This is a genomic window from Nonomuraea sp. NPDC049129 (genome assembly GCF_040648495.1).
GTDB lineage: Bacteria > Actinomycetota > Actinomycetes > Streptosporangiales > Streptosporangiaceae > Nonomuraea.
Genome location: NZ_JBEZDU010000005.1, coordinates 380,209 through 406,384 on the forward strand (window position 1 = coordinate 380,209; position 26,176 = coordinate 406,384).

Genomic DNA, 26,176 nt, shown 5'->3' on the forward strand with positions numbered 1-26,176 from the left:
CTTACACAAATCGCGGCGGCTTGTCACGCAAAGTGATCCCATCCGGCGTGACCAATTTCACGCCCTCGGACGTGAACTCCCTGACCTGCCACTACGTCCCCCACGATTCGCCACGGAGGCGGCAGCGCCACTCCGGCGGGGAACACCGCCGCGAGCGCGTGATCCTCACCGCCCGACAGCACCCAGTCCAGCGGATCGGCCCCCAGCCGCTCGGCCACCGCCGCCACCGGCTCCCCAACGACGAACGCGGCCGGGTCCAGCTCGACGCGTACGCCACTGGCCGCCGCGATGTGCCCGAGGTCCTGAAGCAGGCCGTCACTCACGTCGAGCATCGCGCTCGCCCCCAGCTCCGCGGCTTGGGGCCCCGAGGAGTACGGCGGACACGGCCGCCGATGCGCGGCCACGGCCTCCCAGAGCGCCTCTCCCTGCGGAGAGAAGGGCGGAGAGAGGGGCATCCCCTCCACACGGCTCGGCTCCGAAGGCTGGCTGGGCGGCCAGCCGGATTCGAGCAGTGCCAGCCCCGCGGCGGCGTACCCAAGGCGTCCGGCCACCGCCACCACCTGCCCGGGGCGTGCGCCCGACCGGGTCACCGGCGCTCGGCCGCCCAGATCGCCGAGCGCCGTCACCCCGATGACGACCAGGTCGCCGCGCGCGATGTCGCCGCCCACGACGCTCGCCCCCACGATCGCGCACTCGTCGCGGAACCCGTCGGCGAGCGCGTCGAGCCACTCCACCGGCAGGTCCGCGGGCATCCCCAGGCCGACCACGATGGACGTCGGCACGGCCCCCATCGCGGCCACGTCGGCAAGGTTTTGAGCTGCGGCTTTGCGCCCCACGTCATAGCCGCTGGACCAATCGCGGCGAAAGTGCCTACCCTCGAGTAGCAGGTCCGTAGACACCACGACGCGCCCGTCGGGCGCCCTTACCATTGCGGCGTCGTCGCCCGGTCCGAGGAGAACCGTCGCACCTTGCGGCAAACGCCCGGAAATACGAGACACCGCTCCGAATTCGCCGAGATCTCCGACTGTGATGACGCACCTCCTGACGCACACAGGGTACGGTGGCCCTTCGGCGTGATCGAATCGCCCGGGAGGACGTAATGGTGCAGGCCTACATCCTTATTCAGACCGAGGTCGGCAAGGCCGCGAGCGTGGCCCGCGAGATTTCCGGCATTCCCGGAGTCACGCAGGCGGAGGACGTCACCGGCCCCTACGACGTGATCGTGCGCGCGGAGGCCAACAACGTCGACGAACTGGGCAAGCTGGTGGTCGCCCAGATTCAGGCCGTGGAGGGCATCACACGTACTCTGACGTGCCCGATCGTCCATATTTGAGGTAAATCTAGTTCATGCGCCGCACCACTGTCCTGCTCGCCCTGCTGATCCTCGCGGGGTGTGGCGGCGCCGTTCGCGTGGAGCCGCCCAAGCCTCAGGGGGAGGCGGCGGCGGCCTGCGAGAGGCTGGCCGGGCGGCTGCCCAAGACGCTTGACGGCGCCGCACGCGGTGAGTCCACGCCCGCGTCCCCGTACGTCACGGTCTGGGGGGAGGCGGAGATCGCGCTCCGCTGCGGTGTGCCGCGCCCGGCGCGGATGTCCCCGACCGACACGTTGCAGGAGATCGACGGCGTGGGCTGGTTCGCCGACCCCGACAAGCCGACCCTGTACACCGCGATCGAGGACCCCGCCTATGTCGAGGTCACGATCGCGGGCACCCACGTCGCCCCCTCGGTCCTCGCGGACCTCTCGGGGCCGATCAGCCAGGCGTCGGCCTCCCAGAAGCCCACCCCGTAGTCAGTCAGCGCAGCCCGGGTGAACGGTGCAGGGCGAGCTGGATGAGCCGGTCGACCAGCGCCGGGTACGACAGCCCCGAGGCGGCCCACAGCTGCGGCGCCACCGACAGCGAGGTGAACCCGGGCATGGTGTTGATCTCGTTGAAGATCAGCTTCCCCTCGGGCGTGTAGAAGAAGTCGACCCGCGACAGCCCTTCGCAGTCGAGCGCCTCGAACGCGCGTACGGCCATCTCCCGCAGCTCCTCGGCCACCGCCTCCGGGAGGTCGGCGGGCACGGTGAGCGACATCTGGTCGGGGTAGTACTTGGCCTCGAAGTCGAAGAACTCCTGACCGCCCTGGACCTTGACCTCGCCCGGCGTCGAGGCGATCGCCGGCTCGTCGCCGAGTGACTCGAGCACCGCGCACTCGATCTCGCGCCCCTCGATGGCGGCCTCGATGAGCACCTTGGGATCGTGCTCGCGGGCGACCTCGACGGCCCGCTCCAGCGAGGCCCGGTCGTGCGCCTTGGAGATGCCCTGTGACGACCCGGCCCTGGCGGGCTTGACGAACACCGGCCAGCCGAGCTCCTCGGCCTCCTTCAGCACCCGCTCCCGGTAGAGCCGCCAGTCGCGCTCGCGCACCACCACATGGCGTCCGATCGGCAGTCCGGCGGCGGCCATGACCGTCTTCATGTGGGCCTTGTCCATGCCCACCGCGCTGGCCAGCACGCCGGAGCCGACGTAACGCACGCCGGCCATCTCCAGCAGGCCCTGGATCGTGCCGTCCTCGGCGAACGGGCCGTGCATGACGGGGAAGACCACGTCGACGCTGCCCAGCTCGACCGGGATGCTGCCCGGGTCGTAGGCAACCAGCGAGGCGCTGCCGGAGGGCAACGCCAGGGCCGCGCCCGTGGTGTCGACGGCGGGCAGCTCGCCCGCCTCGATGGCGAACCGCTGGTCCGACGCGGCCAGCACCCACCTGCCGTCCTGGGCGATCCCGATGGGGATCACCTCGTACTTGCTCCTGTCGATCGCCTCCAGGACACTGCCGGCTCCCATCAGGGACACGGCGTGCTCGGAATTGCGACCTCCGAAAACGACGGCGACGCGTGGCTTGCTCATGAGGTCCGAATCTACCGGCGCGTACGCCGCACAGCGAGTCAAGCGCGCGGATGACGTCGCCATACGCACGCCGGACCACAAATCAGGCAAGCGGAAGACGTGTCATACGCCGTAACGCTCGGGCTTGGGCGAGCGGGACATGAGCAGCATTCCGGCCTCGCTCGGCGACATGCCGTCGTGCACCACGCCGACCACGACCTCGGTGATCGGCATCTCCACGTCGTGCTTCCTGGCCAGCTCCAGCACGGACTCGCAGGACTTGACGCCCTCGGCGGTCTGCCTGGTGGCGGCGATGACCTCGGCGAGCGTCATGCCGCGGCCCAGGTTCTCGCCGAACGTACGGTTGCGCGACAGCGGTGAGGTGCAGGTCGCCACCAGGTCACCCATCCCGGCCAGACCGGCGAACGTGTGCGGGTCGGCCCCGAGCGCCGCGCCCAGCCGGGAGATCTCGGCCAGTCCCCTGGTCATCAGCATGGCGCCGACGTTGTCGCCCATACCCATGCCCGAGGCCACGCCGACGGCCAGCGCGATCACGTTCTTGACCGCACCGCCGAGCTCGACGCCGACCACGTCGGTGTTGGTGTAGGGGCGGAACCACGGCGGCAGGTGGCAGACCGCCTGCAGGCGCGCGGCGACCCCTTCGTCCACGCAGGCCACGACCGTGGCGGCGGGCTGGCGCTGGGCGATCTCCTTGGCCAGGTTGGGGCCCGAGACGACGGCGACCCGATCCTCGTGCACCCCCGCCACCTCGCGGATGACCTCGCTCATCCGTTTGGTCGTGCCGAGCTCGATGCCCTTCATCAGGCTGACCAGGACCGCGTCGCGCGGGATGTGCTCACGCCAGGCGGCCAGGTTGGGCCGCAGGGACTGCGACGGCACGGCGAGCACCACGAAGTCGGCGCCGTCGAGCGCTTCGGCCGGGTCCGTCGTCGCGCGCAACGACGGGGGCAGCGCCACGCCGGGCAGGTAGTCGAGGTTGGCGTGACTGCGCTCGATCCCCGCGACCAGCTCCGGCCGGCGGCCCCACAGCACAGTGTGGTTGCCCGCCTCGGCCAGGATCATCGCGAACGTGGTGCCCCACGATCCGGTGCCGAACACCGCGACCTTCGTCATGCCATCACCGTCCGGCCGGGTCATAGGGGGCCGCGGGAGCCTGCTGCCCGCGCAACGCGGCGAGCTGCTCGGTGATCGCCATCACGATGTCGTGGGTGGCCGCGCGCAGCACGTCGGCCTGCGGCTCCTGCCCTGTGTACGCCGACAGGTCGACCGGCGGCCCCACCATCACGCGGAACGTCTTGCGCGGGAACAACCTTGGCCGTTTCTCCCCATAGGGCAGCAGCTCGTGCGCGCCCCAGTGGGCCACCGGGATCACCGGCGCGCCGCTCTCCAGCGCCAGCCTGGCCGCGCCCGTCTTGCCGACCATCGGCCACAGGTCGGGATCCCGGGTGCAGGTGCCCTCGGGATAGAAGAGGATCGCGGCGCCGTCCTTCAGCCGCGCCGCCGACTCGTGCAGCGACTTGGCCGCCTCGTCGCTGCCCCGCTCGACGGGGATGGCCCGTAGGGAGCGGACCGCGTTGCCCAGGAACGGCACCTTGAACAGCGTGGCCTTGGCCAGGATGACCGGCCACCGCCCGTTGTTGTAGAGGAAGTGCGCCAGCAGCACGGGGTCGGTCCAGGAGAGGTGGTTCGTCGCGATGATGATGCCGCCTGTGCGAGGAATGCGCTCGCCCTTGCGCCAGTCCTTCTTGATCAGGAGCCATGACAGTGGTTTCACGATCACTACGGCCAGGGTCTCCCAGAAACGCGATGGGCGCGTGGGGCGGCTCATGATCTCCTCCTACGGTCTGCGCCCCAAGTCTCCCGGTTGGCCGCATGGGATGTCGAGGCGCGATGCTTAACCCTATGAGCATCCGCTGGTCACTGGTCATTCCGGTGAAGACGCTGGTCGCGGCCAAGACTCGACTGGCGGCCGCCACGGGTCCGCACCGCACCCGGCTGGCCGTCGCCGTCGCCTGCGACACCGTCGCGGCGGCGCTCTCCTGCCCGCTGGTGGCCCGGGTAATCGTGGTGACCGCCGACCCGGCCGCCGCCGGGCCGCTGACCGCGCTGGGGGCCGAGGTGGTGCACGACCCCGACCGCGGCCTGAACACCGCCCTGCGTACGGGCGCGGCGCACGCCGTACGCATCGCGCCCGGCGACGGGATCGGTGCCCTGCAGGCGGACCTGCCCGCCCTGCGCCCGGCGGAGCTGGCCACCGCGCTGGCCCGCGCCGCGGAGTTCGACCAGTCCTTCGTGCCCGACGCGCTCGACGTCGGCACCACCTTCTACGGGGTACGGCCGGGCCGCCCGTTCACGCCGCGCTTCGGCGGGGAGTCGCGGGCCAGGCACCTGGCGGGCGGCGCCAAGGAGCTGTGTACGGAGGACATCGACTCGGTCAGGCGCGACGTGGACACCCCCGACGATCTGCGGGCCGCCATCGCCCTGGGACTGGGACGGCACACCGCGGCGGTCGTCGCCGAACTGTGGCCGCCTGCGTGACCCGGCGAGTTGTGATCGTCTTCGTGACGTGCCGGGGTCTCGCTGGGCGCGGACGCACCGTTTACGCTGGGCCGCATGCAGGCGACGGTACGCAGTTTCGATCCGGTGACGCGTTCCGGCTCGGTCTTCCTCGATGACGGGACCGTGCTGGAGTTCGGCACGCCCGCCTTCGACGCGGGGCCGCTGCGGCTCCTGCGCTCGGGGCAGCGGGTCCGCCTCGCGATGACGGGTGACGAGATCACCTACATAACGCTGTCGACCTTTCCGCTCCCTGATTCGCCGGGAATCCAGGAGTCCCAGGGATAAGGAAACGCCCGGCCCCCCGACAGGGGACCGGGCGCCCGGCTACTTCCTGTGATTACTTCTTCTTCGAGAGCTTCTTGCCGCCGACGTTCACGAGTTCCTTGAAGTCCGAACCCGGACGGAACTTGGGCCCCCAGCTCTCCGGGACCGCGATTTCGGCACCCGTAGACGGGTTACGGGCGCTCCTGGCCCCCTTGTGGACCATCTCGAACGCGCCGAAGCCGGTGATCGAGACCTTGTCTCCGCTGGCGACCGCCTTCTGGATGGCGTCGATGATCGCGTTCACGGCCTCCGTGGCCGTCCTCCTGTCGCCCACCCGGTCTGCGATGGCGTCGACGAGTTCCCGCTTGTTCATAAAGGTCTGCTCCCCCAGTTACGGCTCGGGGTTCCAGCTCATGAGTTCTCGGTAGAAACCCCTTACGCGCTCGAAAGTAGGCGGGATCGCGGGGGAACTCAATCACCGAGCGTGTTTTCGGGTGCGCGTGGCGTGTCGAAATCGCTGTCGAGTGTGGCGAGAAACGCGTCGAGGCGGGTCGCCGCCCTTTCCGGATCCCGCTTCGCCAGATCGCAGATCGCGACGTAACGGCGGCCCAGCCGTTCCTTCTCGGCGGCGGGCAGCATGCGGACGCGGCGGTGCGCTTCGCGCAGCCGCCGCGCCAGTTCGTCGTCTTCTAGACGGTCGTCGGCAGCCATGGCTGCCGACCATTCTCGTACGTCGCCACATCGTCGGCATGACGCAGGGTCAGTCCGATGTCGTCGAGGCCCTCCATGAGGCGCCAGCGGGTGTAGTCGTCGATCTCGAACCCGACGCTCTCCCCGGCCCAGCGGACCTGGCGCTCCACGAGGTCGACGGTCACCTCCAGCCCCGGGTCGGCCTCGACGGCCGCCTGGAGCGCCTCGACCTTGTCGCCCGGCAGGACGACCGGGAGCAGGCCCATCTTGGTGGAGTTGTTGCGGAAGATGTCGCCGAAGCGGGCGGCGATCACGGCGCGGAAGCCGTACTGCTGCAGGGCCCACACGGCGTGCTCGCGCGAGGAGCCGGTGCCGAAGTCAGGGCCCGAGACGAGGATCGAGGCGCCGTTGTAGACCGGGTCGTTGAGCACGAACGCCGGGTCCTCGCGCCAGGCGGCGAACAGGCCCTTCTCGAACCCGGTCCGACTGACCTGCTTGAGCCAGACGGCCGGGATGATCTGGTCGGTGTCGACGTTGCTGCGGCGCAGCGGCACCGCCGTACCGGTGTGGGTGGTGAAGGCGTCCATCGGAAGGCTCTCCTAAACGAGATCGGCGGGGGCGGTCAGGCGGCCGGTGACGGCGGTCGCGGCGGCGACCTGCGGCGACACCAGATGGGTGCGGCCACCCTTGCCCTGGCGGCCCTCGAAGTTGCGGTTGGAGGTGGAGGCGCTGCGCTCGCCCGGCTGGAGCGTGTCGGGGTTCATGCCGAGGCACATCGAGCAGCCCGCCTCGCGCCATTCGGCGCCGGCGGCCTTGAACACCTCGTGCAGGCCCTCCTGCTCGGCCTGGAGCTTGACCAGCATCGAGCCGGGCACGATCAGCGTGCGGGTGGTGACCTGGCGGCCGCGCAGGATCTCGGCGGCGGAGCGCAGGTCCTCGATGCGGCCGTTGGTGCACGAGCCGACGAAGACCGTGTCGACCTCGATCTCGCGCAGCGGCGTGCCGGCCGTGAGGCCCATGTACTCCAGCGCCCGCTCGGCCGCCGAGCGGGCGATCGGGTCGGCGAAGTCCTCGGGGCTGGGCACGGACGCGTCCAGCGGCAGGCCCTGGCCCGGGTTAGTGCCCCAGGTGACGTACGGGGTGAGCGTCGAGGCGTCGATCTCGACCACCTTGTCGAACACGGCGTCGTCGTCGGTGCGCAGCGCCTTCCAGTATTCGACGGCCTGGTCCCACGCCTCGCCGGTCGGCGCGTGCTGACGGCCCTTGAGGTAGTCGAAGGTCGTCTCGTCGGGCGCGATCAGGCCCGCGCGGGCGCCGGCCTCGATCGACATGTTGCAGACCGTCATGCGGCCCTCCATGGAGAGCTTGCGTACGGCCTCACCACGGTATTCGACGATGTAGCCCTGGCCGCCGCCGGTGCCGATCTTGGCGATGATGGCCAGGATCAGGTCCTTGGCCGTGACGCCGACGGGCAGCTCGCCCGAGACCTCGATGGCCATCGTCTTCGGCCGGTAGGCCGGCAGCGTCTGGGTGGCCAGCACGTGCTCGACCTCGGAGGTGCCGATGCCGAACGCGATGCCGCCGAACGCGCCGTGCGTGGAGGTGTGGGAGTCACCGCAGACGATCGTCATGCCCGGCTGGGTCAGGCCGAACTGCGGGCCGATGATGTGCACCACGCCCTGACCCGCGTCACCCATGGGATGCAGCCGGATGCCGAACTCGGCGGCGTTCTTGCGCAGCGTCTCGACCTGCGTCTTGGACACCGGGTCGGCGATCGGGCCGAGCACGGTCGGCACGTTGTGGTCTTCGGTGGCGATGGTGAGCTCAGGCCTGCGCACGGTCCGCCCGGCGAGACGGAGACCGTCGAACGCCTGCGGGCTGGTCACCTCGTGGATGAGGTGCAGGTCGATGTAGAGGAGGTCGGGTTCGCCGTCGGCGCGGCGCACGACATGCTGCTCCCAGACCTTCTCCGCCAATGTGCGGGCCATGATCTCCTCCTGGTTGATGCGATGCTCCCCATCGCGCTCCCTCGCGGGAGTGTCCTCCGACTTGCCTTCTCATATGTCGAGACGTCAGTATCGGTGTATGGACAACTCTAGCGGAGTCGGCGTACTGGACAAGGCCGTTCTGGTACTCAATGCCCTCGAAGCGGGTCCCGCTTCGCTGGCACAGCTGGTCCAGGCCACCGGCCTGGCCCGGCCCACGGCCCATCGGCTCGCCGTCGCACTCGAGCACCACCGCATCGTGACCCGTGACACGCAGGGCAGGTTCGTGCTCGGCCCACGGCTTTCCGAGTTGTCCACGGCGGCGGGTGAGGACCGGTTGCTCGCGGTGGCCGCGCCCGTGCTGATGCAGTTGCGCGACCTCACCGGCGAGAGCGCGCAGCTCTACCGGCGCCAGGGTGACGAGCGGGTCTGCGTGGCGGCGGCCGAACGGTCCAGCGGGTTGCGCGACACCGTGCCCGTGGGCTCGGCGTTGCCGATGACGGCGGGTTCCGCCGCCCAGATATTGCTGGCGTGGGAGGAGCCCGACCGCCTGCACCGGGGGCTGCGCGGCGCCAAGTTCACCGCCGCCACGCTGGCGTCGGTGCGGCGCAGAGGATGGGCGCACAGTGTGGGCGAGCGCGAGCAGGGGGTGGCCAGCGTCTCCGCGCCGATAAGGGGCAGCGGCGGCAAGGTCATCGCGTCGGTCTCGGTTTCCGGGCCCATCGAACGGCTGACGAGAGCCCCCGGCCGGCTGCACGCGGTGCCCGTCATGGCGGCGGCCGAACGCATCACGGAAGCGATGCGCCGCACGTCATGATCAGCAAAAGCGCCTATTTGGGGAGCCGAGTGCCTCGCGGGCGCACTAGCCTGAGTGCGTGACAGATCGCATCGAGGTAGCCGCCACTGAGCTGCGACCCCTGCTCGAAGAGTTCATCATCTGGGCGCGCGACAACGCGCCCGAGAGCGACCCCGAGCTCGTGGGACCAGCGGCGCTGTGGCACCGCCTCGCCTTCTCCCAGGATCTCGGCACGTGGAAGCGTGCCGACCTGCGCAACCTGCTGCTCGACCGCATGCCCAAGGTCGTGGAGGACCCCGACGCCGCGGCCGACGGGATGCTCCCGGCCGTCGACGCGTACCTGACGTTCCTCTCGCAGACCGGACGGCTCACCGAGGGTTCTGACTCCCTCTCCGACCTGCAGGCCGAGCTCGACGACGTCGAGGACGACTTCGTCGAGCTGATGGAGGACCTCCTCGACGACGACGCCGAAGGCGACGACGATGAGGAGGAGGAGATCGGCGACCTGGGCGACTTCGAGCCGTTCGCCGACGCGCTGGCCGACCTCGACACGATCAGGCTGCGCCCCGACTCCGAGCTGGCCACGGCCGCCCGCGAGGTGCCGCTGATCGCCCAGGCGCGCGACCTGGCCGTGTGGGTGGGCTCCGGGCGCAGGGTGGGGGAAGACACCCTGCTCTCCGACGACGAGGTGGCCGAGGCGCTGACCGCCGTCGGACTGCCCAGGCCGGAGACCGAGGGCTCGCTCGCCGAGGCCGTCCCGCACCTGTGGAACGTCTGGAACCTCGCCGTCGACCTGGAGTTCCTGGAGCCGGGTGACGCCAACACCGTGGGCGTCCAGGACGACACGTCCGAGTGGCCGTTCGACGACGACGAGGACGTGCTCGACGCCTGGATGCTCGGCCTGCACTCGGTCGACTACGGCGACCCCGAACTGGCCGACGAGGACCTCACCATGGCCCTGGCGGGCCTCACGCGGGGGGCGCTGGTCAGGCTGCTCCTCGGTGGCGGCTCCCGCGACCTCGCGGAGCTCGGCCAGGAGCTGGCCGAGGCGGCCGCGGAGCTCGACGAGCTGGGCGCCGACGCCTGGGAGGCGGCGGGCGACCCGCTCGCCGGGGCGCTCGCCTGGCTGACCGGCTACGGCATGGTCGAGGTCACCGGCCAGACGGTCAGCCTCACGCCGCTCGGCACCGAGGGCGTCGTCCACCTGGTGGACGACTCCGACATCGAGGTCGACGCGCGGCCGGCCATCGAGTCGATGAGCGCCCACGAGCTGCTCGCGCTCAGCGCCGAGCTGCCGGAGGAGGAGGCCGACGCCGAGTTCGCCGACTGGATGCGGCTGCGCGAGCCCGGCAAGGCAGCCGAGGAGCTGCTGGAGGCCGCCGCCCAGGACGAGTCGGACGCGCTCATCCGGGTGCAGGCGGCCAGCGTGGTCGGCACGCTCGGCGAGGCGGCGATCCCGGCCTGGCAGGAGGCGCTGAAGCAGTCCTCGCTGCGCCCCTACGCGGCCACGCACCTGAGCCAGCTCCAGGTGGAGGGCGCGCCGGAGCCGACGCAGGACGACACCCACTGGCTGATCCTCGACATGTGGACGATCTCGGCCGGGCTCGGCCGGTCGGAGTTCATCGGGAGCCTGCGGGACATCGGGCCGGAGCTGCTCAACAACCTGCTCGAGGTGATCTGGAAGATCCCGCACGCGCACGTGGAGGAGCTGCTGGACCTGATCTCTCAGGTCCACCCGGACAAGCAGGTCGCCAAGGCGGCGCGGCGGGCGCTGTTCAAGGCCCGCTCCAACTCCTAGGCACTTTCCGTACGGGATGGCGCCGCTCCAGTCGCTGGAGCGGCGCCATCGCCGTTCCAGCGACGTCTTGGGCGGGCCACCGGCTTGGACGGGCAAAAGAAAAAGCCCCCGGCGCGAAATGCGACCGAGAGCGGTGATGAAATGTAGTCCCGACCGGATTCGAACCGGCGCTACCGCCTTGAGAGGGCGGCGTCCTGGGCCACTAGACGACGGGACCTTCGTGAGCTTGTGGCAGTGGTAGTCCCGACCGGATTCGAACCGGCGCTACCGCCTTGAGAGGGCGGCGTCCTGGGCCACTAGACGACGGGACCCTGTCCACAAGCGATTTTGCCAGGTTCCCCCGGCAACGCAGGTAACTCTACCGCACCCTCGGAGCACCACCAAACCACTATCAGGCCAGCAGATCGGGCCTATGGCGGCGGACCCAGTCGCCCATCGGGCCGCGTTCCCAGAGTGGATCGACGGCACCGAGCGGAATGCCGAGCCACTGGAGGCCGGTCTCCGGATCGACGGGCACCGCGGCGAGCTGAGCCCGCATCCACGGGGGTATCCGCGGCGGCACGTCACGCTCGCCCCAGCCGATCAGCCCGACGGACCGCAGGGCGTCGGCCCGCACCCGGACGCCGCCGAGGCGGCCGATCGGACGAGGGCTGGCCATCCGGCTCTCCACGACGTCGATCCGCTCCATCCGGGCCCACGCCAGCCGGAGGCGGAAGCCGTGCGCGTCGGCCAGCTCCACGCCCTGCGGGGAGAAGCGCACGACGGTGCCCGCCACCATCCGGCGGTGCTTGATCGCCAGCACGCCGGTGAGCGCGCCGACGCCGAGGGCGCCGATCAGCACTCCGGCGGCCGTGCTGCCCGTCACGATCGCACCGAGCAGCAGGCACACGGGGAAGAAGAGCACGAGGGGCATCAGGAGGGGAGCCAGGAAGGCGAGGAACGACCCCGGCCGCATCCGAAATTCATCCACAAGCAAAAAACGGACGCCTCTATGAGACATCCGTTAAGCGCTGGGGTACCAGGACTCGAACCTAGACTAACTGAACCAGAATCAGTCGTGCTGCCAATTACACCATACCCCACCGGCCCGAACCCCGTGGGGCGCGTTAAGGCGACGTCCGAAAGAATAGCCCAGCTTGGGCGCCAAGACCAAAACGATTGCCGAACCGCCTTCTTCCAGGGCGCGGAAGAGGGCCGGGCGTGCCAAGCTGAGGGGGACAAAGCACCACGTGGAGGAGCCCAAGCGTTGGCAGAGAACCCCTTCTTCGCCCCCAGCAGCCTGCCCTACCAGCTGCCGCCCTTCGAGGAGATCCGCGAGGAGCACTACCTCCCCGCGTTCGAGCGCGGGATGGCGGAAGGGCTGGCCGAGGTCGAGGCGATCGCGGACAGCGGTGAGCCGCCCACCTTCGACAACACGATCGCCGCACTGGAGCGTTCCGGGCGCATCCTGGAGCGCGTGTCCGCGGCCTTCTTCAGCATCGTCTCCTCCAACTCCACGGAGGGCGTCCTGGAGCTGGAGAAGCAGATCTCGCCCGCGCTGGCCAAGCACAGCGACGCGATCCGGCTCAACCGCGCGCTCTGGGCCCGCGTCAAGCGGGTGACCACGGACGACCCCGAGGAGTCGTGGCTGCTGGAGAAATACCGCGAGGACTTCGTCAGGGCCGGCGCCGACCTGACGGAGGCCGAGCAGGGCGAGCTGCGGCGGCTCAACGAGGAGTTGTCCCGGCTGTCCACCGAGTTCGCCCAGAACCTGCTGAAAGCGCTGAGCGAGTCCGCGCTGGTCGTTGACGACGCCAAGGATCTCGACGGCTTCGACGAGGCCACGATCCAGTCGCTGGCGAAGGACGGGCGCTACGTCCTGCCGCTGCTCAACTACACCAACCAGCCGGCGCTGGCCCAGCTCACCGACCGCGACGTGCGCCGCAGGCTCTACACGCTGAGCGTGGAGCGGGCGCCGCGCAACTTCGAGCTGGCGATCAAGATGGCCACGCTGCGGGCCGAACGCGCCGCGCTGCTGGGCTTCCCCAACCACGCCGCCCACACGGTCGCCGACCAGACGGCCAAGACCGTGGAGGCGGTCGAGGCCATGCTGGGGCAGCTCGTCGGGCCGGCCGTACGCAATGCGAAGAAAGAGGCGGAGGCGCTCACCGAGCAGGCCGGGTTCGCGGTCGAGCCGTGGGACTGGTCCTACTACTCGGAGAAGGTGCGCCAGGCCCGCTACGACTTCGACGCCGGGGCCATGCGACCCTACTTCGAGCTGTGGCGCGTCTACCGCGACGGCGTGTTCTACGCGGCCACGCGGCTCTACGGCGTCACGTTCACCGAGCGGCCCGACCTGAAGGGCTACCACGAGGACGTACGCGTCTACGAGGTGTTCAACGAGGACGGCGGCCGGCTCGGCCTGTTCCTGCTAGACCCGTACGCCCGGCCCAACAAGCGGGGCGGCGCGTGGATGAACAACCTGGTCGACCAGTCGGGCCTGTTCGGTGAGCTGCCGGTCGTGATGAACAACCTCAACATCACCAAGCCGGGTTCCGGGCCGACGCTGCTGACCTACGACGAGGTCAACACGGCTTTCCACGAGTTCGGGCACGCGCTGCACGGGTTGTTCTCCGAGGTGCGCTTCCCCCGCGTGTCGGGCACCAGCGTGCCGCGCGACTTCGTCGAGTACCCGTCCCAGGTCAACGAAATGTGGGCGACCTGGCCGGAGATCCTGGCCAACTACGCCAAGCACCACGAGACCGGCGAGCCGATGCCCGCCGAGCTGGTGGAGAAGATGAAGGCCGCGGAGAAGTTCAACCAAGGCTTCATGACGGTCGAATATCTGGCCGCGACGCTCCTCGACTGGGCCTGGCACAAGCTGGCCGCGGGCGAGGCGGTGGCCGACGCCGAGGCTTTCGAGTCCGCGGCGCTGGAGGCGGCCGGGATCGCCCTGCCGACGGTCCGGCCGCGTTACCGGACCAACTACTTCGCGCACATCTTCGCGGGGGGTTACAGCGCCGGCTACTACTCCTACATCTGGAGCGAGGTGCTGGACGCCGAGAGCGTCCTGTGGTTCAAGGAGAACGGCGGTCTGGAGCGGGCGAACGGCGACCACTTCCGCCGCGAGCTGCTGTCCAGGGGCGGCAGCATCGACCCGCTGACCGCCTTCCGCAACTTCCGCGGCCGGGAGCCCAGCATCCAGCCGCTGCTGGAGCGCCGCGGCCTCCTCTGACCTCCCCGCGTCTGTCCGCTGCCCCCTGTCCGGCGTGCTCGACCGGCTCAGGGGCGCGGCGGCGCGCCGTACCCCTGAGTGCCCGCCGGATCGTTGCCGTCAGCCCTGGAGGCGGGCCAGGGCGGCGCGGATCCGCTCCTCGGTGCGTTCGCGGCCGAGCACCTCGATCGACTCGAACAGCGGCAGGCCCACCGTCCGGCCCGTGACGGCGACGCGTACGGGCGCCTGGGCCTTGCCCAGCTTGAGTCCGTGGGCGGCGCCGACCTGCTCCAGCGCCTCCTTCAGCGAATCGGGGTCCCAGCTGACGCCCTGGAGCCGCTCCAGGTAGCCACCGAGGATCTCCACCGGGGAGTTCTTCATCGCCTTGTCCCAGGATGCCTCGTCGAACACGGGCTCGTCGAGGAAGAGGAAGTCGACGTTCTGCCTGATCTCGGACAGCACGGTGATGCGGGTCTGCGCCAGCGCCGCGACCTTGCTGAACATCTCCCGGTCCCAGTCGGCCTCGAGATAGGACGAGCAGCGCTCCTCGAACGTCTCGACGGGCAGGGCCCGGATGTACTCGCCGTTGAAGGCCCGCAGCTTCTTCTCGTCGAAGAACGCGCTGGCGGAGTTGACGCTCTCCAGCTTGAACAGCGGCATCATCTCCACCCACGGCATGATCTCGCGGTCGTCGCCGGGGCCCCAGCCGAGCAGCATGAGGTAGTTGACCATGGCCTCGGCCAGGTAGCCCTCGGCGCGGTAGTCCTCCAGTGCCACCTTGTCGCGGCGCTTGGACAGCTTCTTGCGCTGCTCGTTGACGATCACCGGCAGGTGCGCCCAGACCGGCGGGTTGGCGCCGAGCGCGGGCCACAGGAGCTGCTGCTTGGCCGCGTTGCCCAGGTGCTCCTCACCGCGCACCACGTGGGTGATGCCCTGGGTGATGTCGTCGACCGCGTTGGCCAGCACGTAGAGCGGCGAGCCGTCGGTGCGGGCGATGACGAAGTCCTCCTGGGCGTCGTTGGGGAACTCCACCCGGCCCCTGATGACGTCCTCGACGACCGTGACGCCCTCGTCGGAGGTGCGGAAGCGGACGGCGCCCTCGGTCAGGCCCCGGTCACGGCAGAACCCGTCATAGCCCTTGTGCTCGGAGCCGGTGCGGGCGACGAGCGTCTCGCGGGTGCAGTCGCAGAAGTACGCCTTGCCGTCGGCGAGCAGCTTGGCCACGGCCTCGCGGTGCTGCGGCTCGTAGGCCGACTGGAAATAGGGGCCCTCGAACACCGGGTTGGTGCCGTTGATGCCGATCCAGTCGAGCGCCGAGATGATGCCCTCGGTCCACTCGGGCCGGTTGCGCGTCGCGTCGGTGTCCTCGACGCGCAGCACGAAGCGGCCGCCGGACTGCTCGGCCAGCGCCCAGTTGAACAGCGCCGTACGGGCGCCGCCGACGTGGAACATACCGGTAGGCGACGGGGCGAAACGCACCCGTAGATCAGTCACGGGAGACCACCTTGTTCGTCAGAGTGCCGATGCCTTCGATGCCGACGCTGACCTCGTCACCGACCTCGACCGGGCCGACGCCCGCCGGGGTGCCGGTCAGGATCACGTCACCGGGGATCAGCGTCATGACCGCGCTGACGTAGGCGACCAGCGCGGGAATGTCGTGGATGAGCTGGTTGGTACGGCCGCTCTGGCGCACCTCACCGTTGACCGTCGTCGTGAGCGCCAGGTCGGAGGGGTCGAGATCCGTCTGGATCCACGGCCCGAGCGGGCAGAAGGTGTCGAAGCCCTTGGCCCTGGTGAACTGGACGTCCTTCTTCTGCAGGTCGCGGGCGGTGACGTCGTTGGCGCACGTGTAGCCGAAGATGACGTCCTTGGCGCGCTCGACCGGTACCTCGCGGCAGAGCCGGCCGATCACCAGGGCCAGCTCGCCCTCGTAGTCGACGCGGTGGGACAGCGACGTCGGGTAGGCGATGGGCTCGCCGTGGCCGATCACGGAGGTGGACGGCTTGATGAAGATCAGCGGCTCGTCCGGGACCTCGTTGCCCAGCTCACGGGCGTGCTCGGCGTAGTTTCTGCCGATGGCCACCACCTTGCTGGGCAGCATCGGGGCCAGCAGCCGCACTTGGGACAGCGGGTGGCGTTCGCCGGTGAACTGGACGTCCCCGAACGGGTGCCCGGAGATCGCGGACACGAACTCCTCACCAGGGCCACCCTCGACCACGCCGAACGACACGCCTTCGCCTGTGGAGAACCTCGCTATACGCACCTGACAAGGCTATCGCCGCCGCCACCCCCTCCGCCCGCCTCATGAATCGGTCATAAACGTACCTAAAGTCCGTTTTGTCGCGCATTTTCGGTTGCCTGGAGGTTACGAGGGCTTTGTGACACATCGAGTGTCAGGAGGTGACGGATCGTGGCTGACACGGTAGTCAATCAGCAGGGCACGGTACCGCGGGCCAGGACGATGGAAGGCGGCCCGTCCGGGTCACTGGTGACCGACAAGGGCACCACCACCATCGAGGACGTGGTCGTCGCGAAGATCGCCGGCATCGCGGCGAGCGAAGTGTCCGGCGTGTACGACATGGGTGGCGGCACCGCCAGAGCACTCAGCACCATGCGCGGCATGGTCGGCGGCGACAAGAGCCTTTCTCAGGGCGTCTCGGTGGAGGTGGGCCAGCGGCAGGCGGCCGTGGACCTCGACCTGGTCGCCGAGTACGGCATCGCGATCCCGGAGTTGGCCGGGGCCGTGCGCAGGAACGTCATCAACGCGATCGAGCGCATGTGCGGGCTCGAGGTCACCGAGGTGAACATCAGGGTCGACGACGTACACATGCCCATGCGGGACACACCCGCCGGGGAGGAGAGCGGGATGGGCACCGCCGCGGGCGAGCAGTCTCGCGGCAAGTCGGAGCAGGGGCCCAGGGTCCAATGACCGAGGCCCAAACGAGCGGCGCTCAGACGAGCGGCGCCCCGGCGAGTGATGCCCAGACGAGCGACGCTCGAGCGAGTGGCGCCCGAACGGCCGAGGCCCCGATGAGCGAGGCCCAGTCGGTCGCCGAGCGGGTTCGCGCCTGCGCCGGGGTGGCCGGGCTGTCGGGCGGTCTCTTCGGGACGGTGGCGACCTACCTGCCCGGCGAGCGCCTCATGGGCGTCTCCGTGGACGAGCGCGAGGTGACCATCGCCATCGTGGCGCGCCTTGGCCGCCCACTGCCTGAGACGGCGGAAGAGGTGCGGCGGGCGGTGGCCGACCTGGCCGGCGACCGTCCGGTGAACATCCTGATCGACGACGTGGTGCCCGAAGACACGGTGTCCACAGACAACACGGTGCCCACAGACAAGAGGCCCGAAGACGCGGTGAAGGAGACCTCAAGATGAACATCTCATGGTTGCCCGTGATCGGCATGGCCGTAGGCATGGTGCTGGGCATCGTCGGCGCCATCGGCGGGCTCGGCGCCTTCCTCCTCGTGCTCGTCCTGGGCGCGATCGGTCTTCTGGTGGGCCGCATCATGGAGGGCGGCGAGGTGAACCTGTCGAACCTCACCGTGAGGCGGAGATGACCACGGACACGCCCGCGTCTCAGGCGTCCGCCGTGCTGGTGCCGGGGCAGCGTCCTACTCCGGCGGTACCTCCCGAGGGGCGTGGCCGTACCGAGGTCACGGACCGCGTGGCGGTCAAGATCGCCCGCCATGCCGCCGGTGAGGTGGCTGGGGTGGGCGAGGTGATCGAGCGCGGCGGGCTACGCGGGACGCGCCCGGCGAGCGCCACGGTGCGGGGTGACACCGTGGAGATCGGGCTGACCGTGTCCGTGGCCTATCCGATGCCGCTGCGCGTGGTGGCGGCCGCGATCAGGAGCCACGTGGCGAGCAGGATCGCCGCGCTGACGGGACTCCAGGTGTCCCATGTGGACATCACGATGGCGGAACTCACGGCCCCACCGGCGCCGACGTGGGGGTCCTCGCGGGAGACCTTCTCGCGGGAGACCTTCTCGCGGGAGTCCTTGCCGGAGGCACCGCAGGAGACCTCGCGGGAGACCGCACGACAGGCACCGCCGAAGCCGCCGCCGCGGACACCGCCGGAGGTTTCGCCATGAGTCCGGAGGTTTCGCCATGAGTACCGGAGCCCACGGGGCGGATGAACCGGTGACGACGACCCTGGGCGACCAGGCGATGGAGGCGCCGCTGGGCGGTGCGATCGGCCAGGTGACGGACCGGCCCGCGAGCGGCGCCGGGCGGGCGGCGGATCGGGCGGCGATGCGGGCCTTCAGGCCGCGGCGGACCGTACCCGCCGTCGTGGTGGCCGCGCTGCTCACGATCCTGGGTGTGGTGGTGGCCGCGCAGACGATCTCGGCGCTCGCCGGGCGGCCGCTGCGGTGGGCTCGCCTGGACCGGATGCTGAGCTGGGCGGCGTCCACTCCGTGGAACAACGGGCTGTTCCTGTTCGGCGCCGCGATCGTCGCGCTGGTCGGGCTGGCGCTGATCGTGGCCGCACTGGTGCCCGGCAGGCCGCGGTTGGTGCCGGTACGTACCGGGGACGCGGACCTGATCATCGGCATGCGGCGCAGGAGCTTCGCCAGGGCACTGGCGCATGCCGCGGAAGGGGTTCCGGGCGTGCACGCGGCCCGCGCCTCGGTCCGCGGCCACACGGCCGCCGTCACCGCGACCACCGCCGGGTGGGATCGGGAGCGGTTCGGTGCGGCCGTACACACCGCGGTGCTGTCCAGGCTCGTGGCGCTGAGCCCCATCGAGGCGTACCACGTGAAGGTCAACGTGAGGGAGCGCAAGTGAACCGCAGAACGAGCCGCGGCAACCGCTGGGGTCTGGCCCTGACCGGGATCGTGCTGCTCCTGCTCGGCGTCTACGCGCTGGCCCGCGGCCTGGGGGCGTTCGGGCGGGCCCGCGCGCTGACGCCGATCGTGAACTTCTCCGTGCGGTCGTTCTTCGCGGCCTGGAGCCCGTGGATCTGGTGGGCCATCGCGCTGGTGGCCGTGATCGTGGCGCTGCTCGGCCTGCGCTGGCTGTTCGTCCAGGGGCGCCGCGACAGCCGCGACTCGCTGCGGCTGGAGACCGGCCCCGGAGGCGTCACCGACCTCACCGCGAAGGGCATGACGACCGCGGTCGCGGCGGACGTCGAGACCAACCCCGCCGTGCTGAGTGCCAGGGCCGACCTCGGCGGCTCCGGCGCCCGGCTGCTGGTACGGCTGCGCCTCGTGGCGGACGAGCAGGCGCCGATGAGCGAGCTCAGGGACCACCTGTCGGGCGTGGCGATCCCGCACATGCGCAGCGCGCTGGATCAGGATCGCGTACCGGCGGTGGCCCGGGTGACCCTGGAACCCGCCCCTGCCGCACACCGCGTCGTCCACTGAGACGTCGCTCCAGCTGAAGCGCTGGTCGGCGCTGGTCGGCGCTAGCCATCCAGCGGGTTGCGGGCGATGCGGTCGGTGATGCCCGCCCGGACGAACCGGCCCGCGAGGCTGGACGGCTTGCGGGTGCCCTGCTCGGTCACGCAGGCCGCGAACTCCTTGGCGATCTCCAGCCGCGGATGGCGGGCGAGCACCTCCTGCCGCAACTCCGCGGGGATCTCCTCGGTACGCCGTCCCGAGATGTCCATGCCGGTCGACAGCTCCAGCAGGTGTCCCTCGGGATCCTCCGCCAGTGGCACCGCGTCCCACATGTGACGGATGATCACCTCGGCGGCCCGGACCCGGCGCTCGACCGGCCACCCGGCCCCCGCCGCGAACGCCCAGGCCACATGCCCGCCCGCCTCCTCGAACGGCACCGTGTGGCTGTCGAACTCCGTGGTCAGCCCGATGTCGTGCAGCATCGACGACACGTACAGGAGCTCGGTGTCGAAGGCGATCTCGTGCAGCCCCGCGTACGCCGCCGCCCACAGGTAGGCGCGGACGGAGTGGTTGAGCAACGAGGGCGAGTGATACCTGGTCGCCACCTCCAAGGCGCCCCGGCAGACGGGGGTGTCCGGGATCACGATGTCGTCGTATCTCATGCCCTCAGCATGTCGTGAAATGTCCGGCCCGGAAACCGAGCCGCATCGAGCCGCTAACGATCCGGCACCCAACTTGACCAGTTGATCGTGATTCGGTCAGCATGTTCCGCCCCCATCTTTTTGCCCGGAAGGAACCGGCGTGCGCCGCCTTGCGATCCCCCTCGCTCTCATGCTCGTTTCCACCGGGCTGGTGAGCACCGCGCACGCCGACACGTCGGTGAAGCGCACCTCGCAGTGCCAGGGCGATTGGCTGCCCGGTACGCCCACTGCGGACGAGGTCATGCGGGGTGAGCTGCCCCTGGTCGAGCAGCCTCCGGTGAAGATCGGCAAGAAGATCAACTGGAGCATGAGCCCGTACCACAACCGTTCGTGGGAGTTCGTCTTCCAGTCGCTGCGCTGGATGGGCACGCTCGTCGTGGCGTACGAGAACAGCGGCGAGGAGCGTTACCTCGACCGGGCCGTGGAGATCACCAAGGACTGGGCCCAGAGCAACAGGCGGGGCGCCCGCGGCACCCCGTCGTACGCCTGGAAGGACCACCCCGTCTCCCTCCGCTCCCAGGCACTGGTCTGCCTGAGCATGCACGTCAAGGACGCCTGGCTCAAGCAGACGCTGGCCGAGCACGGCAAGCTCCTGACCGACTCGCGGCTGTACAAGAAGGGCCACAACCACGGGATCGACCAGGACATCGCGCTCATGGGCATCGCCTGCCGCTACGGCCGCAAGGACTGGCTGAGCCTGGCCGTCAAGCGGCTGACCGGCACGGTCAAGCTCGACGTCGACTCCCAGGGCGCGCTCATGGAGCAGGCGCCGCGCTACGCCGTCTACGTGCACAGCAGGCTCATGGTCGCGATGACCAACATGAAGGACTGCGGCCGCAAGGTGCCCGGCGACATCACCAGGCGGGCCGACGCGCTCAAGACGTTCGTGGCCCACTCCACCCAGCCCAACGGCTTCATGGTGCCGATCGGCGACGGCAGCGCCGAGGTCGAACCCAAGATCGAGACCGGCACGCCCAAGGAGAAGGTCAAGGTCTACAAGGCCGGTTACGTGTACGGCCGGACCGACTGGGGCAAGCCCGAATCCGCCTTCTACTCGATCAGGTTCGGCCCCGGCCTGAAGTTCCACGGCCACGAGGACCACCTGAGCGTGACCTACTACGCCCAGGGCCGCGACATCCTGGTCGACGGCGGTTTCAACTCCTACGAGAAGAGCTCCTACCGCTACTGGACGCTCTCCCCCGAGGCCCACAACGTGCCGTCCGTGGTGGGCGGGCGCTTCCGTCCGCGCACGGCCAGCAAACTCATCAAGTCCTCGTACGGCAAGGACCGGCAGGCCTTCCGGCTGACCGACAAGGCCTATGGCACCTCCCGTACCCGATCGGTGCTGGTGAACCACGGCCAGGACGTGATGGCGGTGCTCGACACCGCGTCCGGCGGCAAGAAGGTCAAGAACCTGTGGCGGTTCGCCCCGTCACTCAAGGTGATCTCCAACGGCGGCGGCCGGGTCGTGCTGGGCGACGGGAAGTACCGGGTCACGATGGTCCAGCTGGCGGGGTGCAAGCCGGTGGGTGGGCAGCAGGTGCAGCGCGGCGGGAAACTGGGGTGGGTGTCGCCGACGTACCTGTCCAAGGTGCCGACGAACGTCGTCGTCTCCCCCGCCGCCAAGTCACTGCTGACGGTCATCGTGCCCGACACCGATTCGCCGAAGGTGTCCTGTTCGGGCGGGAAGGTCAAGGTCCAGGGCCTGACCTTCCCCGCCAACCTGCTCTAGCCGGTTGGCTAGAACGGCTAGCCCCGTTTTCCGCACGTCAGGTTGATTGAAGATCGCCGGATTGCCGTGGTGATCGCCATCACGGTATGACCTGGGCTGGTGAGACAGCCGACCACAGGCGATCGGTCGGCTCGTAACGCTCCCGTGGGACCTGACGGCGCAGGACCGCGTTCTGATGTCGCGATGCCGACGGCGTGGGCTTGGCCGCGCGGGGGCCGACCCGCTCAGGAGCCGCTGGGACGATTTCAGGTGCCCGTCGCTTGCCGCCAGCTGTCGGCCAGTGGTCCCGCGTCCAGCACGCTGTACCCGATGGATTCGATGAATTCGGTCACCGCCGCCTTCGCCGGCGCGGAGTCCCCGGCGATCGGCAGGTACGAGCGGTCGGCCGCCCCCGCCGCCGGGCGGGCGAGTGACAACAGGTGCTTGAAGAAGATGTTGTTGAACGCTTTCACAACCATGGCGTCCGGGAGATACTGCAGCAGCAGCTCGCTTGAGGTGAGCGACTTGCTGTCGAGCGCGGGGATGTGCCCGTCACGCTCGGGGCCGTAGTTGCACGTGTCGATGACCGTCTTCCCGGCCAGTGGCACGGCGGGCAAGTTGGGGAACGCCTTGACCGGCACCGTGACCACGACGATGTCACCGGCCGCCGCGGCCTCCCCGCTCGTCGCCGCGGACGCCCGCGGCCCCAGTTCTGCGACCGTGTCCGCGAGCGTTTCGGGACGGCGCGAGTTGCTGAGCACGACCTGATGCCCGGCCTCGACGGCGAGCCGCGCGATGGTGCTGTCGATGGCGCCGCTGCCGATGAATCCCACAGTCGTCATATTCTGAGCCGCCCTCCTTGTCATGTGCCGGACTCGTTGAGACTCGGGTCCTGTCATCAGCCGGCGGGGAAGTAGTGGCCGTTGTCCAGATCGGCGAGCAGGCGGGGCTGAGCGGGTTCCCAGCCGAGGGTCCGGCGGGTGACGAGGTTGGACGCCGGGTAGCTCTGCGTGACGATGTTCGCGAGGAACCCGAAGTATCCCGGCAGCACCAGTTCGTCCACGGGAACGCTCACGGCGGGCAGGCCCAGACGGCTGCCGATGGCTTCGGCGATCTCGCGGAACGGGATGCCCCCGTCGTCGACCGCGTGCCAGTATTTGCCGGCCGGGCCCTTCTCCAGCGCCAGGCGGAACAAGGAGGCGACATCGCGGATGTGCACAGCGTTCCACAGGTTCGCGCCGTCTCCGGGGTAGCCGATGAAGCCCTTCTCCTTCGCGAGCGCGATCAGCGTCGGGAGGAAGCCGGCACGATCGGTCGTGCTGTGCGCGATGTTGGCGATCCGCACGACCGAAGACCGCACGCCCTGCTCGGCGAGGCCGACTACGGCGGTTTCCACGACGTTACGAGCCCGCAGGGTGCCCTTGTGCTCATCGCCACTGGGAAGGGCCGGGTCCTCCTCGGTGGCCGTCCGGCCCAGGAATCCCTGCCCGGGCGAGCCGATGCTCCCCGCCGCGACCAGCGGCTTTCCGGTTCCCGCCAGTGCCTCGCCGTAGGCGAGCATGATCGGGAGCTCGGCGGCGGCCACGGCGTGGATCCCGCCGGAGAAAAGCAGGTCTTGCCGGTGCGCGACGTGGATGACGCCGTCGGAGTCCGCAGCCGCTTCCTTGAGCCCGTCGAGATCCCCGAGGTCGCCGCGACGCACCTTCGCGCCGAGCGCGGACAGCGCCGCCGCGGCAGTGTCCGACCGGGCCAGGCCGGTGACCTCGTGCCCGGCGGCGATGAGCTCGGGGACGATGTACGAACCGGAATGGCCGGTCCCGCCAGTGACGAAAACGCGCATTCTGCTGTTCCTTATGAGTGAGCTGGCGCAAGAATCGGTGGTGCGGGTGTGCTCAGCTGAGATTGCTGACGCCGAGGGCGAAGTTGAAGTCCCCTACGCCGTGGCGGCCCAGGTTGATCATCAGCAGGCCCGTCCCTTCCAGCCAGTGCGCCATCTCCAGGCCTCCGGCATCCAGCGGGCGCAACCCGAGGCTCTCGATGAAGGCCGATACGCTTGCCTTGGCCCGCGCGTCGTCGCCGGCGAAGAGCACGTCCAATGGGCGCCCCGGGGTCAGGACGTGGCCGAAGACGGTGTTGAACGCCTTCACGACGTGCGCGCTCGCCGGGGCGGCCTTGGCGATCTCCTGCGCGGCGGAAGTGCCGTCAGGGGTGGTCAGCCCGGTGGCGTCGGCTTTCATGGGGTTGGTGATGTCGATGATGACCTTGCCGGCTAGCGCGTCGCCGTACTGGGCGACGACCGGCACGGCGCTGGCGTTCGGCACGGCGAGGATGACGATGTCGCCGGCTGGGGCGGTGCCGAATGTCCCGGCCGTGGCGCCGCCGCCGAGCGCGAGGGCCAGGTCCTTGGCCTTGGCCGCGTCGCGACCGACGACCTCGACGGCGTGGCCGCCCTCGACCGCGCGGGCGCCAATGGCGCGGCCCATACTCCCCAGGCCGATAATGCTGATGCTGATCATGGAGTGCCTGCTTTCTGGAGCTGGATAGGACGCCATGCCCACCCGTCGTTGTCAACGGCTGTGTCATCGACACACCCATTTGGTTAACGTGTGAACCAGAATGTACGTGGCGCTTGGTTACCATGTCAACTAGACGGTAAAGTGACGTGCGTGACCGAGCCGCGGTGGTTGGACGAGCGAGAACAGCAGGCCTGGCGCAGCTTGATGAAGATGCAGGACGGCCTGTCGGAGTTCATCGAGCGGCAGCTGCGCAACCGGTGCGGGCTGTCCGGCGCTGACTACCAGGTCCTGGCCCATCTCTCTGAGGCGCCCGAAGGCCGGCTGAGGTCGTTCGAACTCGGCCAGTTGTTGCGCTGGGAGAAGAGCCGCCTGTCGCAGCACCTGGGCCGGATGCAGAATCGCGGCCTGGTGTCCCGCGAGCGGTGCCTCGCCGACCAACGGGGGGCGGTAGTCGCCATTACTCCCCGGGGCAGCGACCTGATCAAAATCGCGGCTCCGCAGCACGTGGCCGACGTCCGCGACGTGCTCATTGATCATCTCACTGCGACAGAGATGGCGATACTCGTCACCATCGGCGACAAAGTAGCCGAACGGCTGGCGGCGCTGGAACACAAGCACTGATACCCGATCCCGGACCTCATCGCTCACGAACTGCGTGCGTGTCAGACCGCTGCCTACAGCATCCCGCGGGCGCCGGCATAGCTGTTCGCGATGCACGACCCACAGCTACGACCCGCTCAACGCCTGACTTGATCAGCGACATGCCCTTGGAAGGCGCGGCTCACGTGCAGACGACTTGGGAAACTGACACGCACTAATGATCTTGGTCGGAAAACTTGAGTTTCGGGACCGTTTCAGGGCCTACATGGCCTTCAGCGGAATGATCGCAGTCGCAGAGAACCAGGTATCACGTCGAGAGTGGCCTCTCGGGCAACTCGGCCGTCAGCCCGGTTTCCCGCATGCCAGGCGGACCTTCATGATGTGTACTCCTCCTGGTCACGGGAGCCCTCGACGTCTCCCAGCACCGAGCGGAGCCAGCTCTCGGTCGTGCTGATGTGCATCAGCGCCGCGGCCTGGGCGAGAGTCGCGTCGCCGGCGGCCAGGGCGTTGTAGATCGCCTCGTGCTCGGCGACGGTCTTGTGCGAGCTGCCCGCCTCGACGGTGCCGCGCCACACCCGCATCCGCAGCGTACGGCCGGAGATGCCGTCGAGCAGGGTGGACAGCGTCTCGTTACCAGTCGCCCGCACCACGGCGCGGTGGAAGGCGGCGTCGTGGTGATTCAGCTTCTCCACGTCGTCACTGGCGGCGCGCATGGCGTTCAGGTGCTCGCCGATCTCCTCAAGTTGCTCGCTGGAGATCAGGGACGCGGCCAGACCGGTCGCCGCGGGCTCCAGCATCCGCCGTACCTGGACGATCTCCGGCAGGGTGTCGTCGCGCAGCAGCTCGACAGCCAGCCCCAGCCCTTCCAGCAGCAGCCGTGGCTCCAGGCTGGTCACGAAGGTGCCGTCGCCCCGCCGTATGTCGAGCACCCGGGCCACGACCAGCGCCTTGACCGCCTCGCGCAACGGGTTACGGGAGACGCCGAGCTGGGCGGCGAGCTGGTGCTCCGGTGGCAGCCGCGCTCCCGGGGACAGCTCGCCCGACTGGATGAGCGCCCGGATGCGGGAGATCGCCTCGTCGGTCAGGGACATGGGTACGGCCTCCCGGGGTGGAGCGGCTCGATCGGCACGCGAGCCACACG

31 protein-coding genes and 3 tRNA genes are annotated in these 26,176 nt (G+C 69.5%); 15 read left to right on the plus strand and 19 right to left on the minus strand.

What is annotated here, in order from left to right; genetic code table 11:
• Positions 1-23: 23 nt before the first annotated feature.
• Positions 24-1,052 carry a thiamine-phosphate kinase gene (locus tag AB0B64_RS17730; protein ID WP_357950432.1) on the minus strand — a complete coding sequence of 343 codons (1,029 nt, stop codon included), beginning with the start codon at positions 1,050-1,052 and terminating at the stop codon, positions 24-26.
• Between the two features lie 47 nt (positions 1,053-1,099).
• On the opposite strand from AB0B64_RS17730, the gene AB0B64_RS17735 reads away from it, so the two are divergent.
• Entirely contained in the window at positions 1,100-1,333 is a 234-nt protein-coding gene (locus AB0B64_RS17735) for an Lrp/AsnC ligand binding domain-containing protein (protein ID WP_225291979.1), read from the plus strand.
• A 14-nt stretch (positions 1,334-1,347) separates the two neighbouring features.
• Positions 1,348-1,788: a DUF3515 domain-containing protein gene (locus tag AB0B64_RS17740; protein WP_357950429.1), complete on the plus strand. Its 441-nt coding sequence runs from the start codon at positions 1,348-1,350 to the stop codon at positions 1,786-1,788.
• Positions 1,789-1,792: 4 nt separating this feature from the next.
• On the opposite strand, the gene AB0B64_RS17745 is transcribed toward AB0B64_RS17740, so the two are convergent.
• The 3 genes from AB0B64_RS17745 to AB0B64_RS17755 all read right to left on the minus strand — a co-directional run bounded on the left by AB0B64_RS17745 (position 1,793) and on the right by AB0B64_RS17755 (position 4,715).
• Positions 1,793-2,887, minus strand: a complete 1,095-nt coding sequence (locus tag AB0B64_RS17745; protein ID WP_357950426.1) for a D-alanine--D-alanine ligase family protein — start codon at positions 2,885-2,887, stop codon at positions 1,793-1,795.
• Between the two features lie 102 nt (positions 2,888-2,989).
• Positions 2,990-4,000: an NAD(P)H-dependent glycerol-3-phosphate dehydrogenase gene (locus AB0B64_RS17750; protein WP_357950423.1), complete on the minus strand. Its 1,011-nt coding sequence runs from the start codon at positions 3,998-4,000 to the stop codon at positions 2,990-2,992.
• Positions 4,001-4,004: 4 nt separating this feature from the next.
• Positions 4,005-4,715, minus strand: a complete 711-nt coding sequence (locus AB0B64_RS17755; protein ID WP_357950420.1) for a lysophospholipid acyltransferase family protein — start codon at positions 4,713-4,715, stop codon at positions 4,005-4,007.
• Between the two features lie 74 nt (positions 4,716-4,789).
• Between AB0B64_RS17755 and cofC the strand changes: the two genes are divergently transcribed.
• Together cofC and AB0B64_RS17765 are read left to right on the plus strand one after the other, a co-directional pair.
• Positions 4,790-5,425 (plus strand): 2-phospho-L-lactate guanylyltransferase, encoded by a 636-nt coding sequence (cofC, locus tag AB0B64_RS17760; RefSeq protein WP_357950417.1) that lies wholly within the window; start codon positions 4,790-4,792, stop codon positions 5,423-5,425.
• A 75-nt stretch (positions 5,426-5,500) separates the two neighbouring features.
• Positions 5,501-5,731: a hypothetical protein gene (locus AB0B64_RS17765; protein ID WP_357950414.1), complete on the plus strand. Its 231-nt coding sequence runs from the start codon at positions 5,501-5,503 to the stop codon at positions 5,729-5,731.
• Between the two features lie 52 nt (positions 5,732-5,783).
• Here AB0B64_RS17765 and AB0B64_RS17770 read toward each other — a convergent pair whose 3' ends face one another.
• The 4 genes from AB0B64_RS17770 to leuC all read right to left on the minus strand — a co-directional run bounded on the left by AB0B64_RS17770 (position 5,784) and on the right by leuC (position 8,388).
• On the minus strand, positions 5,784-6,083 hold the full coding sequence (locus AB0B64_RS17770; protein ID WP_225291986.1) for an HU family DNA-binding protein: 300 nt from the start codon (positions 6,081-6,083) through the stop codon (positions 5,784-5,786).
• A 98-nt stretch (positions 6,084-6,181) separates the two neighbouring features.
• Positions 6,182-6,421 carry a hypothetical protein gene (locus AB0B64_RS17775; RefSeq protein WP_357950411.1) on the minus strand — a complete coding sequence of 80 codons (240 nt, stop codon included), beginning with the start codon at positions 6,419-6,421 and terminating at the stop codon, positions 6,182-6,184.
• Positions 6,400-6,987: a 3-isopropylmalate dehydratase small subunit gene (leuD, locus tag AB0B64_RS17780; RefSeq protein ID WP_357950408.1), complete on the minus strand. Its 588-nt coding sequence runs from the start codon at positions 6,985-6,987 to the stop codon at positions 6,400-6,402. Before leuD ends, AB0B64_RS17775 begins: the two co-directional genes overlap by 22 nt.
• 12 nt (positions 6,988-6,999) lie before the next feature.
• Complete coding sequence (gene leuC / locus AB0B64_RS17785; RefSeq protein WP_358178402.1) at positions 7,000-8,388, minus strand: 3-isopropylmalate dehydratase large subunit; 1,389 nt, start codon at positions 8,386-8,388, stop codon at positions 7,000-7,002.
• Positions 8,389-8,485: 97 nt separating this feature from the next.
• Between leuC and AB0B64_RS17790 the strand changes: the two genes are divergently transcribed.
• Positions 8,486-9,202: an IclR family transcriptional regulator gene (locus AB0B64_RS17790; RefSeq protein ID WP_357950403.1), complete on the plus strand. Its 717-nt coding sequence runs from the start codon at positions 8,486-8,488 to the stop codon at positions 9,200-9,202.
• Between the two features lie 58 nt (positions 9,203-9,260).
• A complete protein-coding gene (locus AB0B64_RS17795) occupies positions 9,261-10,979 on the plus strand; it encodes a hypothetical protein (RefSeq protein WP_358178404.1) in 1,719 nt (572 codons plus the stop codon).
• A 144-nt stretch (positions 10,980-11,123) separates the two neighbouring features.
• Here the strand turns inward: AB0B64_RS17795 and AB0B64_RS17800 are convergent.
• The 4 genes from AB0B64_RS17800 to AB0B64_RS17815 form a co-directional block, all read right to left on the minus strand.
• Positions 11,124-11,196: transfer RNA gene (locus AB0B64_RS17800), tRNA-Glu, on the minus strand.
• An 18-nt stretch (positions 11,197-11,214) separates the two neighbouring features.
• Positions 11,215-11,290, minus strand: a tRNA-Glu gene (locus AB0B64_RS17805).
• An 80-nt stretch (positions 11,291-11,370) separates the two neighbouring features.
• Positions 11,371-11,934, minus strand: coding sequence for a hypothetical protein (locus AB0B64_RS17810; RefSeq protein WP_358178406.1), 564 nt, complete (start codon positions 11,932-11,934; stop codon positions 11,371-11,373).
• Between the two features lie 55 nt (positions 11,935-11,989).
• Positions 11,990-12,061 (minus strand) — tRNA-Gln (locus tag AB0B64_RS17815).
• Between the two features lie 164 nt (positions 12,062-12,225).
• On the opposite strand from AB0B64_RS17815, the gene AB0B64_RS17820 reads away from it, so the two are divergent.
• A complete protein-coding gene (locus AB0B64_RS17820; protein WP_358178408.1) occupies positions 12,226-14,193 on the plus strand; it encodes a M3 family metallopeptidase in 1,968 nt (655 codons plus the stop codon).
• A 99-nt stretch (positions 14,194-14,292) separates the two neighbouring features.
• Here the strand turns inward: AB0B64_RS17820 and gltX are convergent, their stop codons facing one another.
• Together gltX and AB0B64_RS17830 are read right to left on the minus strand one after the other, a co-directional pair.
• Positions 14,293-15,666 (minus strand): glutamate--tRNA ligase, encoded by a 1,374-nt coding sequence (gene gltX, locus AB0B64_RS17825; RefSeq protein WP_357950391.1) that lies wholly within the window; start codon positions 15,664-15,666, stop codon positions 14,293-14,295.
• On the minus strand, positions 15,659-16,435 hold the full coding sequence (locus tag AB0B64_RS17830; protein ID WP_225291995.1) for a fumarylacetoacetate hydrolase family protein: 777 nt from the start codon (positions 16,433-16,435) through the stop codon (positions 15,659-15,661). The genes gltX and AB0B64_RS17830 overlap by 8 nt, the downstream gene beginning before the upstream one ends.
• A gap of 198 nt (positions 16,436-16,633) precedes the next feature.
• Here AB0B64_RS17830 and AB0B64_RS17835 point away from each other — a divergent pair, with 198 nt between their 5' ends.
• From AB0B64_RS17835 to AB0B64_RS17860, 6 genes are all read left to right on the plus strand, one after another.
• Complete coding sequence (locus AB0B64_RS17835; RefSeq protein WP_357950760.1) at positions 16,634-17,101, plus strand: Asp23/Gls24 family envelope stress response protein; 468 nt, start codon at positions 16,634-16,636, stop codon at positions 17,099-17,101.
• A gap of 101 nt (positions 17,102-17,202) precedes the next feature.
• On the plus strand, positions 17,203-17,544 hold the full coding sequence (locus AB0B64_RS17840; RefSeq protein WP_357950388.1) for a hypothetical protein: 342 nt from the start codon (positions 17,203-17,205) through the stop codon (positions 17,542-17,544).
• A complete protein-coding gene (locus tag AB0B64_RS17845; RefSeq protein WP_357950385.1) occupies positions 17,541-17,726 on the plus strand; it encodes a hypothetical protein in 186 nt (61 codons plus the stop codon). Before AB0B64_RS17840 ends, AB0B64_RS17845 begins: the two co-directional genes overlap by 4 nt.
• On the plus strand, positions 17,723-18,259 hold the full coding sequence (locus AB0B64_RS17850; protein WP_357950382.1) for an Asp23/Gls24 family envelope stress response protein: 537 nt from the start codon (positions 17,723-17,725) through the stop codon (positions 18,257-18,259). Before AB0B64_RS17845 ends, AB0B64_RS17850 begins: the two co-directional genes overlap by 4 nt.
• 16 nt (positions 18,260-18,275) lie before the next feature.
• Positions 18,276-18,953: a DUF6286 domain-containing protein gene (locus AB0B64_RS17855; RefSeq protein ID WP_357950379.1), complete on the plus strand. Its 678-nt coding sequence runs from the start codon at positions 18,276-18,278 to the stop codon at positions 18,951-18,953.
• Positions 18,950-19,531 carry an alkaline shock response membrane anchor protein AmaP gene (locus AB0B64_RS17860; RefSeq protein ID WP_357950376.1) on the plus strand — a complete coding sequence of 194 codons (582 nt, stop codon included), beginning with the start codon at positions 18,950-18,952 and terminating at the stop codon, positions 19,529-19,531. Before AB0B64_RS17855 ends, AB0B64_RS17860 begins: the two co-directional genes overlap by 4 nt.
• A 41-nt stretch (positions 19,532-19,572) precedes the next feature.
• On the opposite strand, the gene AB0B64_RS17865 is transcribed toward AB0B64_RS17860, so the two are convergent.
• Positions 19,573-20,169 carry a cyanamide hydratase gene (locus tag AB0B64_RS17865; RefSeq protein ID WP_358178410.1) on the minus strand — a complete coding sequence of 199 codons (597 nt, stop codon included), beginning with the start codon at positions 20,167-20,169 and terminating at the stop codon, positions 19,573-19,575.
• A 139-nt stretch (positions 20,170-20,308) separates the two neighbouring features.
• Here AB0B64_RS17865 and AB0B64_RS17870 point away from each other — a divergent pair, with 139 nt between their 5' ends.
• Positions 20,309-21,940, plus strand: coding sequence for a heparinase II/III family protein (locus AB0B64_RS17870; RefSeq protein ID WP_358178412.1), 1,632 nt, complete (start codon positions 20,309-20,311; stop codon positions 21,938-21,940).
• Between the two features lie 245 nt (positions 21,941-22,185).
• On the opposite strand, the gene AB0B64_RS17875 is transcribed toward AB0B64_RS17870, so the two are convergent.
• From AB0B64_RS17875 to AB0B64_RS17885, 3 genes are read right to left on the minus strand one after another with little or no spacing between them, the layout of a single operon-like run.
• Positions 22,186-22,761, minus strand: coding sequence for an NAD(P)-binding domain-containing protein (locus AB0B64_RS17875; protein ID WP_358178414.1), 576 nt, complete (start codon positions 22,759-22,761; stop codon positions 22,186-22,188).
• A 56-nt stretch (positions 22,762-22,817) separates the two neighbouring features.
• Positions 22,818-23,759, minus strand: coding sequence for an SDR family oxidoreductase (locus AB0B64_RS17880; RefSeq protein ID WP_357950364.1), 942 nt, complete (start codon positions 23,757-23,759; stop codon positions 22,818-22,820).
• Positions 23,760-23,811: 52 nt separating this feature from the next.
• Positions 23,812-24,435, minus strand: a complete 624-nt coding sequence (locus AB0B64_RS17885) for an NAD(P)-binding domain-containing protein (RefSeq protein WP_357950361.1) — start codon at positions 24,433-24,435, stop codon at positions 23,812-23,814.
• Positions 24,436-24,585: 150 nt separating this feature from the next.
• On the opposite strand from AB0B64_RS17885, the gene AB0B64_RS17890 reads away from it, so the two are divergent.
• Positions 24,586-25,056: a MarR family winged helix-turn-helix transcriptional regulator gene (locus AB0B64_RS17890; RefSeq protein ID WP_357950358.1), complete on the plus strand. Its 471-nt coding sequence runs from the start codon at positions 24,586-24,588 to the stop codon at positions 25,054-25,056.
• A gap of 353 nt (positions 25,057-25,409) precedes the next feature.
• Here AB0B64_RS17890 and AB0B64_RS17895 read toward each other — a convergent pair whose 3' ends face one another.
• Positions 25,410-26,126: a FadR/GntR family transcriptional regulator gene (locus tag AB0B64_RS17895; protein WP_357950355.1), complete on the minus strand. Its 717-nt coding sequence runs from the start codon at positions 26,124-26,126 to the stop codon at positions 25,410-25,412.
• Between the last annotated feature and the right edge of the window lie 50 nt (positions 26,127-26,176).